The organism is Rhizobium sp. SG741, from assembly GCF_012275435.1.
Lineage (GTDB): Bacteria > Pseudomonadota > Alphaproteobacteria > Rhizobiales > Rhizobiaceae > Rhizobium > Rhizobium lusitanum.
On record NZ_JAAZQP010000006.1, the window covers coordinates 331156 to 346960 of the forward strand.

Genomic DNA, 15805 nt, shown 5'->3' on the forward strand with positions numbered 1-15805 from the left:
GACTCATGACGGTCGCCACCAACACCGAGGAGGCGGGTTTTCGGCCCGCTTCGCGGATCGCCTCCATCGGCGTTTCGACGATCCTGCAGATCGGCGCGCGCGCCAATGCGATGAAGCGGGACGGTCTGCCCGTCATCATCCTCGGAGCGGGGGAACCTGATTTCGATACGCCTGATAATGTCAAAGAGGCTGCGAAAGCCGCCATCGATCGCGGCGAAACGAAATACACCGCCCTTGACGGCACGCCGGAGCTGAAGAAGGCGATCGCCGGCAAATTCCTGCGTGAGAACGGCATCGACTACGCCCTCGATGAAATCACCGTGGCGACAGGTGCAAAGCAGATCCTGTTCAATGCCTTCATGGCATCAATCGATCCGGGCGACGAGGTCATCATCCCGACGCCCTACTGGACTTCCTATTCCGATATCGTCGAGATCTGCGGCGGCGTGCCGGTGCTGATCCCATGCGATGCCGAGGCCGGGTTCCGTCTCCAGGCGGATCAACTCGAGAAGGCAATTACCCCGAAGACGCGCTGGCTCCTGCTCAACTCACCGTCCAATCCGTCGGGTGCGGCCTATTCGGAAGCCGATTACCATTCGCTCATCGAGGTGCTGCTGCGCCATTCGCATGTGTGGCTGATGGTCGACGATATGTATGAGCATATCGTCTATGACGGCTTCCGCTTCACGACGCCGGTCGCGATAGAACCGCGCCTCAAGCGTCGGACCTTGACCGTCAACGGCGTTTCCAAGGCCTATGCCATGACCGGCTGGCGCATCGGCTATGCCGGCGGCCCGAAGGCACTGATCAAGGCCATGGCCGTCATCCAGAGCCAGGCGACGTCCTGTCCCTCCTCCGTCAGCCAGGCAGCGGCCGTTGCGGCGCTGAACGGCCCGCAGGATTTTCTGAAAGGTCGCACGGCAAGCTTCCAACGCCGGCGCGATCTGGTGGTCAACCGGCTCAATGGCATCGAAGGCCTGGATTGCCGGCTGCCGGAAGGCGCCTTCTACACGTTCTCGAGCTGCGGCGGCGTGCTGGGGAAAACAACGCCGTCCGGAAAGACGATCGCAACGGATGCGGAGTTCTGCGCCTATCTGCTCGAAGAGGCCCATGTCGCAGTCGTGCCCGGCTCGGCATTCGGACTGTCGCCCTATTTCCGAATTTCCTATGCGACCTCGGAAGCCGATCTTGTAGAGGCTCTCGATCGCATCGAGCGGGCTTGCGCGGCGTTGCGGCCATAGCTTCGTCGCCAAAACGAATGTGGCGCCCGTTCGGGCGCCACTTGTTTAGCAAGCAATGACTTCGGCTTACACCGCTTCTCTCACCCTGAGCTTCTCCAGGCCGTAGACCTGCCCGAAGCGATTGGCGAGAAAGTCGCCGAGATCGATTTCCTCCTGACGAACAAAGCCCTTGGTGGGAAGCTTGCCATGGGAAAGCAGGTCAAGCACGGTCGTAATGCCGGCAGCCGTGGTGATCTGGATGGCGCTCATCTTTTTGCCGGCAACGACACCAGCATAGACCTTATTGGCGTAGGTTTCCTGCATGTACCGCCCGTCGCGCCAGCCGCAGACGGTGACGAAGACGACGACCACATCCTGCATCGTCGCGGGCAGCGCGTTTTCGAACAGATCCTTCAACACATCGCGGCGATTCCTGAGGTTCAGGTCATTCAAGAGCGCCTTGATGATGGCCTGGTGGCCGGGGTAGCGGATCGTGCGGTAGTTCATCGTGCGCACGCGACCGGCCAGCGTCTTGGCGAGCGTTCCGAGGCCGCCGGAGGTGTTGAAAGCCTCATAGGTGATGCCATCGAGGGAGAATTCCTCTCTCTCTTCCAAGGCCGGCACCGTCACGAGCTTGCCTTCGACGATTGCTTCGCACGGCTCGATATACTCGTTGATCAGGCCGTCCGTGCTCCAGGTCAAATTGTAGTTCAGGGCGTTGGATGGATATTGCGGCAGCGCGCCGACCCGCATGCGTACGCTATCGAGGCTATCGAAACGCTTGGCGAGATCATTGGCGACGATCGAGATGAAGCCTGGCGCTAGGCCGCATTGCGGGATGAAGGCGGTGCGTGCGCCCTGGGCCAGCTCCTCTACCTTCCTCGTCGTGGCGACATCCTCGGTAAGATCGAGATAGTGAACGCCGGCTTCCAGCGCAGCTTCGGCGACAAAGCCGGTCAAGTGGAAGGGCGCGGCTGACAGCACGGCGAACTTCCCGGTCAGAACGGCCACCAGCCCTGCACTGTCGGCGATATCGACGGCTGCGGTGGAAATTGCAGGATGGTGGTCGATCTTGGCAAGCTGCTCCTGGCTGCGGTCGGCGACAATAACCTTGTAATCGCCGGTCTCGGCCAGCATCAGAGCGATCGCTCCGCCGATCTTGCCTGCGCCGATCACCACTATCTCTTTCATATATTTCCCCTGTGTTTCACTATAGGATTTTTATAAGTGTAGGCAGGAGCTGGACGATTCATAGCGACAGAAAACGCGTTTCGTTGTATAAATCTAAGCAATATGACTATCCATTTGAACAGAATGCAGGATGAGCCATGCAGGTAACAGGGAAGGATCGCGAGCTGCTGTCGTTGCTCGGCCAGAATGCCCGCGTGCCCGTGGCGACACTGGCCAAGAAGCTGTCGCTGTCGCGAACGACAGTTCAGGCTCGGCTCGAGCGGCTTGAGAGGGAAGGCGTAATCGCGGGTTATGGCGTGCGACTGTCGGAGGCCTATCTTTCAGGTCTCATCCGCGCCCACATTCTGATCACCATTGCGCCGAAGGCGCTCTCGGCAGTGACGGCATCGCTGGACGCGATCCATGAGGTGACTACGCTTCACTCCGTCAGCGGTACCTTCGATCTGATCGCCATCGTCGCGGCTCCGTCGATTTCCGAGCTTGACCATCTGATCGATGAGATCGGCAAGATCGACGGCGTCGAGCGGACGCTATCCTCCATCATCCTTTCGACGCGGATCGCGCGCTGAAAGCAAACCCGTGCCTGTGGGATCACACTAGCGAAGCTGGCTCCATATCCGGGCTGGCGGATAGCACCGCCTCCTTCAAGGCGCGCGAATAGGAATGCTGCGGATTGTCGAGAACGGCACGCGCCCCGCCCTCCTCGACGATCTCCCCTTTCTTCATGATGATGATCCGGTCGCTGATGTAATAGGCCGTCGCAAGGTCATGGGTGATATAGATGATCGACAGACCGAGTTCTTTCTTCAGCTGGCTGAAGAGGTTGACGATCGCCATTCTAAGGGACGCATCGACCATGGAAACGGGCTCGTCTGCCACCAGCAGTCTGGGCTGCGGTATGAGCGCGCGCGCGATCGCGGTTCGCTGCAGCTGACCGCCCGACAATTCATGCGGAAACCGGCCCTTCACTTCGGCAAGCGTCAGGCCGATATGGACAAGCGCCCTGTCGGCCATGCGTTCGATATCGGCCTGGCTTGGCCTGATACCATCAGGTGAAAAATTTCGCGCGGTTTCAAAGAGATATCGATCAACCTTCTTAAGCGGATTGAACGCTTCGAACGGATTCTGAAGGACTGGTTGAACTTCGCGCATGAAGGCGCGCCGTTCAACCTTTCCATGAACGGCAACGGGCCGCCCGCGAAAATTCAGGATGCCCGACGTTGGCGCCGTTTGGCCGAGGATCATCGCCGCGATGGTCGATTTCCCGGAGCCGGATTCACCGACGATGGAGAGAATTTCCGGCTCCTCGCCAAGCCTCAAGCTGACGTCGCGGACAGCCGTGACATGCCGGCGGCTCAGCATTCCGCCCTGACGGTAAAGCTTGGTGACATGCGAGAGTGAAAGCAGATCGCTCAAAACTCTATCCTCCTGTCACGGCGAAACAGGCGACGCGACGATCCGGCTCGACGGTCACCATCGGCGGCACCTCGCGGCTGCAGATATCCATGCGCTTGGGACACCGCGGATGAAAACGGCACCCTTCCGGCGGCATGGCGAGATTGGGCGGTCTGCCCTCGAGCGAGGGACGGGTGGAGAGATCGCCGATGCGCGGCAGGCTCGCCACCAGATGCTGCGTATAGGGATGCAGCGGCAGATGAAAGAGCTTGCGCGTCGGCGCCTCCTCGACCAGCCGCCCGGCGTAGACGATGCCGATGCGGTCGGAGACGGCGGCATGCACCCCCATGTCATGGGTAACGAAAAGGAAGGAGGAGCCCATCTCCCGCTGGATCTCCCGGATCATCTGCAGGACATCGCGTTGCACGATCACGTCGAGCGCGGTCGTCGGCTCGTCGGCGATGATGAATTCCGGCGTCAGGATGGTGGCGAGCGCAATCGTCATGCGCTGGCGCATGCCGCCGGACAATTCATGCGGATAGGCATTCAGGAGATCGGCATCGAGTTTCAGGCGCTGCAGATGAGCGCCGACCCGATCAAAGAAGGCACCGCGATCGACTTTCATGTGGCGAAAGGCAAAATCCGTGAACGAATGGCGGATGCGCCGGACGGGATTGAGCACGTTCATCGAGCCCTGCATGATATAGGACAGATGCCGCCACCGAAGCGCCGCCCGCTGCTCCGGCGCCATGGCGTAGATATCCTGTGTGCCGCTATTGAAGTGAAACTTCACCGAACCGGAAACTACCCGAAGCGGCGGGCGGATGGCGCCGGCAATCGTCTTGATCAATGTCGTCTTGCCGCTGCTGGATTCGCCGGCGACGCCATAGATCTCGCCGCGACCGATCCTGAGGCTGACATCATCGACAGCGCGCACTTCACGATCGACACCATAGAGGAAGGCCCGGTAATATGCCTTGAGGTTGTTGACCTCGACCACAGCCTCCATTCCTAGCCCCCCATCCGGTTCAAGCGACTGCGCGGATCATTGTATTCGTTCATCGACATCGACAGCAGGAAGAGCGCCATGAAAAGCACGATGATGGCGGCGACGGGTGCTGCGACCCACCACCAGGTTCCCGCGATCAGCGCCGAATGGGCGTTGGCCCAATAGATCATCATGCCCATGGTCGGTGTCTCGATATCGGTGAAGCCGAGCACCGAGAGCGTGATCTCCATGCCGATCGACCAGATCATGTTGTTCATGGTCGTGGCGAAGACGATCGGCAACACATAGGGCAGATGCTCCTGGACGAGGATCTTGGACATGCTCATGCCGGAATAGACGCTCTGCGTGGTAAAGGGGCGCGTCTTCAGGCTGATCGCCACCGAGCGGATCAGGCGCGCGTCATAGGACCAGCCGAGCGAAGCCATGACGATGATGAGCACCGTCCACGTCATTCCGTCCTTCAGCACGAAATAGAACAGGATCAGCACCGGGAACTGCGGAATGACCATGATGCTGTCATTGATCGCCATCAGCACCCGATCGACGATGCCGCCGGCATAGCCCGCCACCAGTCCCACTACCAGCGAAATGATGCGCGACAGGAACGCAACGCCGATACCGAAATAGAGCGTATTGCGGAGCGCCGTCGTGAGCTGCCAGAAGACGTCCTGGCCGCGCGAGGTCGTGCCCAGCCAATATTGCCCGTCGGGCGGCATGTCGGGCGGCAACACATAGATATCTGAAGGACCGTAGGGCGAGAAGTAGGACAGGATCACCAGCCCGACAATGATGGCAAGCAGCAGGAGGCCAGAAAGGAATTCGGTATTCTGGCGGGCAAGGTCGCGAACGATCGTCAGCATGGCCCTACTCCACCTTGATGCGCGGGTCGATCAGCGGACCCAATATGTCGATGATGAAGACTGCGGCAGCGACGCCGACGATCGACAGCGCACTAAGCCCCAGGACGAGACTGTAGTCCCCGGCATGCACGGCCGAGATCAGTAGATTGCCGATGCCCGGATAGCCGAAGACGATTTCGGTGATGACGGTGCCGTTGAAGACCGCTCCGAGCGACATGGCAAGGCCGGTAAACTGCGGCACCATGGCATTGCGGGCGATGTAGGAGCGCAGGATTTTGCGCTTCGGCACGCCGCCGAGTTCGGCGAAGACGACATAGTCCTCGGTGATGATATTGGAGACGAGCGCCCGCATGCCAATGAGCCAGCTGCCAGTCCCGACGAGGATCAGCGACAGCGCCGGCAGGATCGAGTGGCGCAGAATGTCGAGCACCAGCGAAAAGGACAGCCGCAGATCGGTGTTCATCTCATAGCCGCCATTGATCGGCAGGATCGGCCAGAGATAGCCGAACAGAATGATGAGCACGAAGGCGAGGATATAATAAGGTATCGGCTGCATGGCGATGAAGACGAGACTGACGGCCTTCAGCACCATGCTCTTGCGGTAGTAGCCCGCAAGCGCACCGATCATGTTGCCGAGGATAAAGGTGATGATCACCGAGACGGTCATCAGGCTGATTGTCCAGGGCAGTGCTCTTGCGATGATGGTGGAAACGGGCGTTGGAAATGCCGATAGCGACGGCCCGAGATCGCCAGTCGCAAGACGGCCCCAGAAGTGGAGATATTGCTGCCAGATGGAGCCTTCGAGCCCATAGAGTTCGCGGAGCGATTGACGCATCAAGTCAACGGCACGGGGATCGGACTGCCCCATCTGCTGTATCGCGCCGACGCTTTCCTCGACGGGGTCGATCGGCGTCATATGGGTGATGAAGAAGGTCGCGGAAATGCCAAGGAAGACAACGAGCAGGAACTGACCAAATCGCTTCAATACGAAAACTGGATAGGACGTCATGCTGCCGTCTTCCTTGCTGCTTGCGCTTCATCTTTCACTGAAAAGATTCGCCGGACGTGCCTAGTGTCCGGCGAAAGGTGCCTGACGCGGCAACCGCCGCATCAAGGTGGGAGATCTACGGCTGCGCCGGCTTCAGCTTGACCATCATCAACCGGGAGTTAGCCCAGTTAGGAACAGGGTCGGTATAGGGGTCCGATATGGTCGGATAGCCCTTCCAGTAGGTCGTATCCATCGAGGTGAAGACGTTATAGGACATCAACGGGATGGTCGGCATTTCCCGGGCAACGAGCTTCAGATAGTCCTTGCCGAGCTCGACGCCCTTCGGATCATCGGCACTGACGCGGCGAACGTTCTCGATGATCTTGTCGAGTTCCGGATTGGACCAGCGCTGCCAATTGCGCGGCGCCTGGTTTTCACCCTTCTTGGCAACGAATTCCGAATGCCAGCTGTCGAGGAAGAAGGACAGGTCGGGATCGCCGCCCCAGGTCTCCACGCTCCAGGCGATAGCCACCTGAAAATCGCCTGGCTGGAGCGCAACCTGCCAGAGATTGACGGTCGGAACTGCCTTGGCGTCGATGCCGAAGGCCGCCCATTGCTGGGCGATCAACGTGCCAGCTCGGGTGAAGACAGAGCGCGTATCACCTTCGACCGTCAAGCGGATCTTGAAGGGTTGTCCATCCGGCGTCATCCACTTGCCGCCGACCTTCTTGAAGCCGGCCTTTTCCAGCAGTTCGGCGGCAGCCTGCGGATCGGGCTTCCACCAGCCATAGCCGAAGGCGGCGCTGATGGCGGCCGGATCGGTCGGGATCTGATCCTTATATTTCGGCTGCTTGCGCAGCATATCGGCGATCTGCTGGCCGATGGTCGGATCATAGGGCTTGATCTTGCGCTTGCCAGTATCGATCTCGAAACTCTTCAACCAATCCTGCAGCGGCGCCTGATAGTCCGTCATGGCAATCGCCGTTGGCGGGACGCCGAGGGCGGAGAGCGTCGCGGTGCCACGATAGCTCGCCATATCCACAGCCTTGATATCGATGAGCAACGCAAGCGCCCAGCGTACATCGGCATTCTGGAACAACGGATCCTGATTGTTGAAGATCACGGCCGGCAAGGTCGGATCGGGATGCGCGAAGGGAAAACCGGGGAACCAGCTGTCGACCGTCTTCGATTTCTCCTTCAGCGTGAACATGCCCTCCGGCGTGTTGTCGTGAATGATATCGAGATTATGCTCGAGCTGAGCGATGGTGCGCTTATCCGGCGGGCCGGGATCAACATAGGTGACGTATTTCGGAGCGGGTTCGCCGAAGCGGGCAAGCGAGGTGCGCTGCCAGTCGTCGCGCTTTTCCCAGGTATACCATTTGCCCTGCGGATCATAGGTTTTCAGCTTGTAGGCGCCAAGCGAGACCGGATTGGCGAAATCATAGCGAACCGGATCGGCAACCTTTTCGAAGACATGCTTCGGCATGATCCAGGCGCCGTTCCAGCGCACTGTGAAAATGGCGTGGAAGCGCGAGTTCGGCTTCTTCAGCTTGAAGACGACGGTATAGGGATCCGGCGCCTCGACGCTTGCGACCTGCACCGAGAAAGCGGCGCTCCAGTTCATGCCTGGATGGTCCATCTGCGTCTTGACGGTGTAGACGACATCGTCGGCTGTGAACTCGACGCCGTCGCTCCAGTACAGGCCCTTGCGCAGCTTCACCGTCATCTGGGTGAAGTCGTCATTATATTGCGGCTTGTCGGCGGCGAGCGAATTGTCCCAGGCCGAGCCGCCCAACCCCTTCTCGGGGTCGATGTACCAGAGCGTGTCCATGGTCAACTGCTGCAGGCCGGTCGAAACGCCTCCTCCGCCATTGACCCAGACGTTGAACCAACCGGGATTCTTGACCGTTCCCTCCGGATTTTCGACGATCAACGTCTCCTTGCGAGGCAAGGCGGTATAATCCTGAGCCTTGGCTGCCGCGATGAGGCCGAACGTGGCCAGTGCGACGCCGAAAGCAAGCTTCTTCCACTGTTGCATGATCTCCTCCCGTTGTTATCGATTGCGCGCTGCGCCCGGACACTGCCGGGCGGACCGCGACTTTCTTCTCCTTACGCTGCCTAGGCCGACCGGGACCGCCTCCTCGCGATCTTGCGGCCGCCAGCTGTCATACCGACAGCCGGATCACCGTGTAGGACAGCGGCTTCAATGTAGCGCGAAGCCGGCCGTCCTCGACTTTCGCATCGCTGGTGCTGGTCGGAACGACCGCATTCGGCCGCGATGCCGTGTTGACCGCCGCCAAGTCCTCATGAACCATCTCATGTTGCTCGACGACGCGGGCGCCGGCAAAGCCCTCCAGCCGGGTGTCGAGGTCGAGTGCACTGTCCGGATGCCGGTTGACGGCGAACAACGTGACCATATTGGCCGCCACGTCGTGAACCGCGGAGACATCGAGATAGGGCACGTCGTCGGCCTCGTCGCTGTCGTAGGTCGGACCGTCGGCGACCAGGCGCAGCGCATAACCGCGACCGTATTTCGAGGCGAAATAAAGGGGATAATAAATGGTCTGCCGCCATGCCGGGCCGCCATCCTCCGTCATGATCGGCGCGATGACGTTGACGAGTTGGGCGATACAGGCGATGCGCACGCGGTCGGAGCGGCGAATGAAGGTGTTGAGGATGCCGCCGACCTGCAGCACATCCTCGAAATTATAGACATCCTCAAGCAGGTGCGGCGCATCCGGCCATTCGTCGCGCGCCAGGATATCCTTGTCCTGCTGGTTGGAATGGTACCAGACGTTCCATTCGTCGAAGGAGATGCCAATCGTCTTCTTCGAGCGCTTCTTTGCCTTGATATAGTCGATGACGCCGCCGATCGTGACGATGTAGCGATCGAGCTTTTCAGCCTTGGCGAGATAGTTGAGCGTGTTCTTCTCGCGGTTGGCGAAATACATGTGAAGCGAGATATGGTCGGCGCTGTCGTAGCACTGTTCCAGGACCTGGGCTTCCCAATCGGGATAGGTCTTCATGTCGGAATTCGACGAGCCGCAGACGACCAGTTCCAGCGATTTGTCGAAACCGCGCATGGCTTTTGCCGTTTCATCGGCCAGACGGCCATATTCATAGGCAGACTTATGGCCGACCTGCCATGGGCCGTCCATCTCGTTACCGAGGCACCACAGTTTGACTCCATGGGGATCAGCCCAACCGTGCTTGCGCCGCAGATCCGACCAATAGGTGCCGCCGGGATGATTGCAGTATTCGAGGAAGTTGCGAGCATCATCCAGCCCGCGTGACCCCAGATTGACGGCGAGCATCGGCTTCGTATTGGCCTTCTTGCACCAATCGACGAATTCGTTGACGCCGATCTGGTTGCTCTCGCGCGTCCGCCAGGCAAGATCGAGGCGCACCGGCCGCTCCGAACGAGGTCCGACACCGTCTTCCCAATTATAGGCGGAGACGAAATTGCCGCCGGGATAGCGGCAGTAGGGTGAATTCAGCTCGCGGACCAGTTCGATGACATCTCGGCGAAAGCCGTGCTCATCGGCGGTCGGATGGCCGGGCTCATAGATGCCCCCGTAGATCGCCCTGCCCAGATGCTCCAGAAACGAGCTGTAAAGTCGATCGTCGATGTCGGCAATTCGGAAATCGCGATGGATGACCACGTCCGCCTTCACGGCTATCCTCCCTTATGTATCATATATCTCGTTCTTATACCTTGATCTTGATACAGTTTTATAGGGTCGTCAACGCCATTGAGAGAGCATTCCGCGTAAATAATCGTATATTCGCAGCCTATGAATGCAGAAATATGATGATAAAACAATTAGCTATAAAAAATATGACAAATTCGAGATTCGGCCCGATTGCGCGCTATATATCAGAAAATATGATTTCGTCTCACGTCAGGTCGATGCGCATCAGAATATCTCGGCCATAATTGCCGAAACCACGACCGAAAATGTTGACGCCTCCCGTGTGGCGCGCGTCCTCGGCAATGCCGATCCTCAGACGGATCGAAGAATGCTGGCTGATGGCGAGGTCGTCGACGGTCACGTCGGACGCGACGACGCCGTCGATGAAGGTGCCCTTCTTCGAAATTCGCCAGGTCTTGAGCTTGCCGTATTGCGAGCCTTCAAGCTTCCACCAGCCCGGCGTGAAGGCCCCGCGCTTGTCGCCATAATCCCCCGGCGACGTCCAGGTGCCAACGGCAACGCCGTTGACCCAGATCGTGATGTCGGATGGCCAGTCGGGATTGGTGCCCGGCACTTCGGACGACAGCTCCATCGAGAATTCGATGGCATTGACGGCCTTGTTCAAGATCTTGGCATTGTTGGGGAATTTATATTCCACGTGGCCGCGGCCGAACCAGAGAAGACCGGCCTGCATACGCTGCGGATCGAGGAAATAGTCGGGAACGTCGAGAAGCCCGATCACCCCTTCGGTCGAACACAGGCCGCAGGGCGCATGCGTCTCGCAGCTCGTATAGAGGCCAATCGGCATGGCGACCTCGATCACATCCTCATCATGCTTGAAGGCCGTATCCTCGAAGCTCACAAGGATTTCGTCGTAAAGCGCCGTGCAGATCTTCTGGTAACCCTTGCGCGCCTTGGCCGCCTTGGTTTCGACAAGACCGGCCTCCTCCAGGATCATGATGCCGGTGGCGACGGTCGACTGCGGCAGATCCAACTCGCGGGCGATCTCGTTGACGTTCATGGCGCCCTTGGCGCAGAGCAGCTTCAACATGTCGACGCGCGCCGGCGCCGAAAGCGCCCGCAAAACCGCGGCGTTCTCACCCGCATAAATTGTCAGAAAGCCGCGCTTCATCGAATCCTGATAGCCCCATCAATAAGCTTCATTTATATCAGGATTTTTGATTTCACAAGAGATATCGACGTGAGATCATCGCAGGCGCCTCCCCGCTCGGCATGAGGACACCATTGACAGCCGATATACCGGGACACGCTGGACGAGATTTGCCTTGCGATTTCGAATTACTGCTTGCGTCTTGCCACGTCGTTGACACCATCCAGATCCGGCGCCTGCCCATAGCTCATATTCTTCATCTGCTGGATCACACGCGCCATTTCCTCGTCATCAAGAATGGGCGGCTCGCCGAGCGTCAGCGCCTGAACATAGAGGCGCGACAGGGTCTCGACCTCTATCGCCAAGGCGAGGGCAGCCGCGGGCGTCTTGCCAAGCGATATCTGGCCATGCTGGCCGAGCAGGCAGGCAAGCCTGTCCTGCAGGGCCTCGATCGCCGCATCCGAGAGCGCCTGCGTGCCGAAAGTGGCGTAGCGTGCGCAGCGAATGGTCGTGCCGCCGGCAACGCCCGTCATGTAGTGAAAGCTCGGAATGGTCTTGTGATGCACCGCAAGCGTGGTCGCATAGACCGAATGGCAATGCAGCACGCAATCGATATCCTGGCGGGAAGCTAGAATGTCGCGATGAAAGCGCCATTCGGATGATGGCCGGCGCTCACCCTCGTAGCTGCCGTCGAAATACATCTGCACCAGATCATTGGGCCGCATCATGTCGTAAGGCAGGGAAGTCGGCGTGACCAGAAACCCCTTGGGATTGCGCACCGACACATTGCCGGCCGTTCCCTGATTGATGCCGGAGGCGTTCATCCGGCGGCAGACCGCCACCATGTCCTCGCGCAGGCCATTGTCGTCATATGTCGTCACGATGCTTGCTCCATTGTCTTGACCAGGGCACGCCAGCGCCTCTGGTATGATGAAAGGTCGGGAAGGCCTGATATATCCGGCGCTTCGGCCGCCAGCGTCACGGGCGATGCCCGTGTTTCGTGCGCGGCGAGCATAGCGGCACCCGTCGCCGTTCCCGTCGTGCTGCGGCTGACCAGCACGCGCCGATCCGGCAACAGCGCCGCGACGACGGCGCCATAAAGGGGATCGACGACGAAATTGCCGTCCAGAACCACCGTTTTCGCCGGCGGCAGATCATCCACGCAGGCCGCAGTCAGAAGCGCCGAATAGAGGACAGCAAGCGTGAAGCGGATATTCTCGTCGCGGGCTAGCGGCCCCTCAAGACGGCCGCAGCCTGCCGTGCCGGGAAAGAGCCCGTCATCCGAACCGAATGTCGGCACTGCAAAAGTCCCGGATGCGACGATCTGCTGAAGGGCCGGCAGCGAGGCCGGGCCGGAGGCAGTCGCGGCGACGGCGGCGAACTCGCGCCCGCCCATGGTCAGCATGCCGGGCATCGGATTGCCGAACACATCGGCATTGCATGAGTGCCCCGGACGCTCGACATTGAAATCGACGCCGGTACGATCGGTCAGCGCCACGATCCAGGTTCCCGTCGAGATGACCGTGACGTCGGAGAGATCCGCCGCCTGGTAGCGATAGAAATTGGCCGAGGAGTCGTGCACGCCGCACAGAATGCGGGTCGTCGGCTTAAGATCGGTACGCTTGGCAATGTCCGGCCTTATGGGGCCGAGTGTCTCCCAGGCGCGTCGCATCGGCGGCATGAGCCGCTGCCAGCCGCGATTTGCTACGAGAGCAGACGGCCGCCCGTCGGCCGATGCCCAGAGATGCGATTGCGCGGCCAGGCTCGTCACCTCGCTTGCGAGAACGCCGGACAGGCGGAAGGCCCAATATTGCGGCGTGGCGAGATAGGCGGAGGCTCCAGCAAAAGTCTCGGGCCAGTGCATCTCCTGCCACAGCATCTGCCGCGCGAGATGTGCCGCACCGAGCATGACGGCGCTCGCCCTTTCGCGATGGGAGCCGACAATCTTCCTGTAGTATGCATCGACGTCGGCGGGCGTGGGCTGCTCATAGTCGATCATCGGCAACGCAGCGCCTTGCCTGTCGACCAGCACGCCGCCGGAGCCGTGGGCGCAGGTGACGATCGCGCCGATATCATGCCGGCGGCCGAGCGCGGCCAGGCTGTCGATCAGCCAGTCGTCCAGCCCGTCGAGATCATGATGGCGATAGGGCGGACCGTCCTTTACGACATTCGGCGTCGACAGAGTTTCCAAGACGCGGCCGTCGTCGCTCGCCGCCGATAGCTTGACATTCGTCTTGCCGATATCGAAGACCGCGACAATGCTCATTTCGAACCATAGAAACGTGAGGGCAGCAATCCCATGAGATAGGGGCGTACCGTCTGGGCCATGGCGACGAAGATGAGGGTGCCGCCCCATATCGCCACCGTGAGATAGTTGCTGAGGCCGAACTGGTTGAAGCCTGAGGAAATGACCTGCAGGATGGCAAGCGCCAGCATCAGGCCGCCGGCCGTGCCGAAGCCGCCGAAAGGATCGACGCCGCCAAGGACGGCCGCAAGAATCGTCACCAGCAGATAGGATTGGGCATAATCCGCGCTGGCCGAATTGAAAGTTGCCAGCATGACCAGCGCAGCAAAGAAGCAGATCAGGCTCGACATGACATAGACGCCGACCAGCACGCGACGCGTGTCGATCGCCGAATAGCGCGCGGCCTCGATGTTGGAGCCGATCATGGCGCAGGCGACGCCGAAAGCGGTGCGCCGCAAAATGATGCTGACGATCACCGCCACCACAATCAATAGCAGGAAGATCAGCGGCACGCCGACGATCGTCATCGTGCCAATACGGGCAAACCCGTCCGGTATACCCGAAAGGGCCATGCCGCGGGTCAGATAGATGCTGATGCCGTCGATCAGCGATTTCGTGCCGAGCGTGATGAGGATCGGATGGACGCCGGTATAGGCGATGAGCGTGCCGGTGACGAGGCCGATGAGAAGGCAAAGCGCCAGGCCGGCGACAAGTGCCAGAACGATGACGGCTGCGGCCGAGCCGGCGCTGCTATCGGGCGTGATCAGGCTCTGCATGATGAAGGCCATCAGAAGCGCGCACTGGTTCGTCGTGGCGATGATCGCCAGATTGAGGCCGCCTGTTATCAGGGGCGCCATCATGGCCAGCGACAGCAGCCCCAGCAGCGGCAGTTGATACATGAACGATTGCAGAGTGCCGACCGAGGCAAAGTTCGGAATAAACAGGGAAAAGCCGGCAACCAGCAGTACAAGCAGAACGACAAGCCCCGTATGTGCGCCGGGAATGCCCGCCTTCATGCGCGTCATCAGGTCGGAAAGACCGTTGTTGAGATTATAGAGAAGCGGCGGTTCAGCCATTGGATGGTGCTCCCGCGATGATACGATGGCGGCGGCCCGGCCGCGAGCTGATCACCGTGATCGAGGTCGAAATCAGAATGGTGACGCCGATGACGATCTGGAAGAAATAGGAGGAGACGCCGAGCAGGTTGAGCCCGTTCTGCAGCACGGCCAGGAGCACGATGCCGAGCAGCACGCCAGGCACGGTGCCGATGCCGCCCGTCAGGCTGGCGCCGCCGAGAACAGCGGCGGAGAGCACGGCAAGCTCGGTATTGTACATGGCATTGGGCACGCTTTCGCCGACCCGGTGGGCCTGCAGGAGCCCGGCGATCGCCGCCATCAGCCCGAGATAGCCGTAGGCGACGAATTGCAGGCGGCCGATATTCATGCCGACCCGCCGCGCGGCCTCGGCATTTCCCCCCATGGCATAGAGCTGACGCCCAACCGAAGAGCGGGTCATCCATGCCCATGTAAACAGGGTGACGACCGCCATCGCGACGATCGGAAGCGTCACCCGGACGATATCGCCCGATGCCGTCTCCATCCGCCAGAACACGATGCGATTCGTCCACCAGTCCGGCAGCGTATAGATCGACTTGCCGCCCGAGAAATACATGAGCAGCGAAAAGCTGACGCTCATCATGGCGATCGTGGCGATAATGGACGTGATGCGCACATAGTGGACGAGCAGCGCATTCAGGCAGCCGAGCGCGACACCGATCGCCAGACCGCAGAGGATGACGACAGGCGCGGGAAATCCGAGCTGCGTTGCGAGCAGCGCCGCGCAGTATTGCGCCACGGATGCCGTAGCCGCAAAGGAGATGTCGATGCCGCCGGAAACCAGGACGACGAAAAGCCCCATCGCCATGATCGCCTGCACCGAATAGGTCTCAAGCAGATCGATGATGTTCGCAAGCGTCAGGAAATCACGCGCCGTCAGCGAAAAGACGATCACCACCACGGCAATGACCGCCAGCAGCCACGCTTCCGGGCGGCGCCGCAACTGCACGAGAAAGGACGATCCGGCGGCCATTTGGCT

Annotated in this window: 14 protein-coding genes; 2 read left to right on the forward strand and 12 right to left on the reverse strand. The window is 60.1% G+C overall.

Translation table 11 applies throughout. The features are described from left to right. Positions 1-5: 5 nt before the first annotated feature. A complete protein-coding gene (locus FHT29_RS17945; protein WP_047559115.1) occupies positions 6-1241 on the forward strand; it encodes a pyridoxal phosphate-dependent aminotransferase in 1236 nt (411 codons plus the stop codon). A gap of 66 nt (positions 1242-1307) precedes the next feature. Here FHT29_RS17945 and FHT29_RS17950 read toward each other — a convergent pair whose 3' ends face one another. Beyond that, on the reverse strand, positions 1308-2411 hold the full coding sequence (locus tag FHT29_RS17950; RefSeq protein ID WP_047559105.1) for a saccharopine dehydrogenase family protein: 1104 nt from the start codon (positions 2409-2411) through the stop codon (positions 1308-1310). Between the two features lie 137 nt (positions 2412-2548). Between FHT29_RS17950 and FHT29_RS17955 the strand changes: the two genes are divergently transcribed. Beyond that, positions 2549-2980, forward strand: coding sequence for an Lrp/AsnC family transcriptional regulator (locus FHT29_RS17955; RefSeq protein WP_037197688.1), 432 nt, complete (start codon positions 2549-2551; stop codon positions 2978-2980). 22 nt (positions 2981-3002) lie between these two features. On the opposite strand, the gene FHT29_RS17960 is transcribed toward FHT29_RS17955, so the two are convergent. The 11 genes from FHT29_RS17960 to FHT29_RS18010 all read right to left on the reverse strand — a co-directional run bounded on the left by FHT29_RS17960 (position 3003) and on the right by FHT29_RS18010 (position 15799). Further along, a complete protein-coding gene (locus tag FHT29_RS17960; protein WP_047559097.1) occupies positions 3003-3827 on the reverse strand; it encodes an ABC transporter ATP-binding protein in 825 nt (274 codons plus the stop codon). Between the two features lie 4 nt (positions 3828-3831). Beyond that, the gene (locus FHT29_RS17965; protein WP_168599955.1) at positions 3832-4815 is read right to left on the reverse strand and encodes an ABC transporter ATP-binding protein; all 984 of its coding nucleotides are present in this window, start codon (positions 4813-4815) and stop codon (positions 3832-3834) included. Positions 4816-4817: 2 nt separating this feature from the next. Continuing rightward, complete coding sequence (locus tag FHT29_RS17970; protein ID WP_037197682.1) at positions 4818-5675, reverse strand: ABC transporter permease; 858 nt, start codon at positions 5673-5675, stop codon at positions 4818-4820. Positions 5676-5679: 4 nt separating this feature from the next. Next, on the reverse strand, positions 5680-6684 hold the full coding sequence (locus FHT29_RS17975; protein WP_168599956.1) for an ABC transporter permease: 1005 nt from the start codon (positions 6682-6684) through the stop codon (positions 5680-5682). Between the two features lie 115 nt (positions 6685-6799). Beyond that, positions 6800-8701, reverse strand: a complete 1902-nt coding sequence (locus FHT29_RS17980) for an ABC transporter substrate-binding protein (RefSeq protein WP_037197679.1) — start codon at positions 8699-8701, stop codon at positions 6800-6802. 127 nt (positions 8702-8828) lie between these two features. Next, a complete protein-coding gene (locus tag FHT29_RS17985) occupies positions 8829-10337 on the reverse strand; it encodes an alpha-N-arabinofuranosidase (RefSeq protein ID WP_037197677.1) in 1509 nt (502 codons plus the stop codon). A 223-nt stretch (positions 10338-10560) separates the two neighbouring features. Beyond that, a complete protein-coding gene (locus tag FHT29_RS17990) occupies positions 10561-11487 on the reverse strand; it encodes a helix-turn-helix domain-containing protein (RefSeq protein WP_037197676.1) in 927 nt (308 codons plus the stop codon). A gap of 167 nt (positions 11488-11654) precedes the next feature. Next, positions 11655-12311 (reverse strand): class II aldolase/adducin family protein, encoded by a 657-nt coding sequence (locus FHT29_RS17995; RefSeq protein WP_051963631.1) that lies wholly within the window; start codon positions 12309-12311, stop codon positions 11655-11657. Between the two features lie 32 nt (positions 12312-12343). Beyond that, entirely contained in the window at positions 12344-13732 is a 1389-nt protein-coding gene (locus FHT29_RS18000) for an FGGY family carbohydrate kinase (protein ID WP_037197671.1), read from the reverse strand. Beyond that, complete coding sequence (locus FHT29_RS18005) at positions 13729-14787, reverse strand: ABC transporter permease (protein ID WP_113102457.1); 1059 nt, start codon at positions 14785-14787, stop codon at positions 13729-13731. The genes FHT29_RS18000 and FHT29_RS18005 overlap by 4 nt, the downstream gene beginning before the upstream one ends. Beyond that, positions 14780-15799: an ABC transporter permease gene (locus FHT29_RS18010; RefSeq protein ID WP_037197670.1), complete on the reverse strand. Its 1020-nt coding sequence runs from the start codon at positions 15797-15799 to the stop codon at positions 14780-14782. Before FHT29_RS18010 ends, FHT29_RS18005 begins: the two co-directional genes overlap by 8 nt. Positions 15800-15805: the final 6 nt, after the last annotated feature.

What these genes read in the sequence shown, in the direction of transcription:
- FHT29_RS18010 (WP_037197670.1), bottom strand. Translation starts at nt 15,799, where the DNA reads ATGGCCGCCGGATCGTCCTTTCTCGTGCAGTTGCGGCGCCGCCCGGAA.
- FHT29_RS17945 (WP_047559115.1), top strand. Translation starts at nt 6, where the DNA reads ATGACGGTCGCCACCAACACCGAGGAGGCGGGTTTTCGGCCCGCTTCG.
- FHT29_RS17955 (WP_037197688.1), top strand. Translation starts at nt 2,549, where the DNA reads ATGCAGGTAACAGGGAAGGATCGCGAGCTGCTGTCGTTGCTCGGCCAG.
- FHT29_RS17950 (WP_047559105.1), bottom strand. Translation starts at nt 2,411, where the DNA reads ATGAAAGAGATAGTGGTGATCGGCGCAGGCAAGATCGGCGGAGCGATC.
- FHT29_RS17975 (WP_168599956.1), bottom strand. Translation starts at nt 6,684, where the DNA reads ATGACGTCCTATCCAGTTTTCGTATTGAAGCGATTTGGTCAGTTCCTG.
- FHT29_RS17980 (WP_037197679.1), bottom strand. Translation starts at nt 8,701, where the DNA reads ATGCAACAGTGGAAGAAGCTTGCTTTCGGCGTCGCACTGGCCACGTTC.
- FHT29_RS17970 (WP_037197682.1), bottom strand. Translation starts at nt 5,675, where the DNA reads ATGCTGACGATCGTTCGCGACCTTGCCCGCCAGAATACCGAATTCCTT.
- FHT29_RS18005 (WP_113102457.1), bottom strand. Translation starts at nt 14,787, where the DNA reads ATGGCTGAACCGCCGCTTCTCTATAATCTCAACAACGGTCTTTCCGAC.
- FHT29_RS18000 (WP_037197671.1), bottom strand. Translation starts at nt 13,732, where the DNA reads ATGAGCATTGTCGCGGTCTTCGATATCGGCAAGACGAATGTCAAGCTA.
- FHT29_RS17965 (WP_168599955.1), bottom strand. Translation starts at nt 4,815, where the DNA reads ATGGAGGCTGTGGTCGAGGTCAACAACCTCAAGGCATATTACCGGGCC.
- FHT29_RS17990 (WP_037197676.1), bottom strand. Translation starts at nt 11,487, where the DNA reads ATGAAGCGCGGCTTTCTGACAATTTATGCGGGTGAGAACGCCGCGGTT.
- FHT29_RS17995 (WP_051963631.1), bottom strand. Translation starts at nt 12,311, where the DNA reads ATGGTGGCGGTCTGCCGCCGGATGAACGCCTCCGGCATCAATCAGGGA.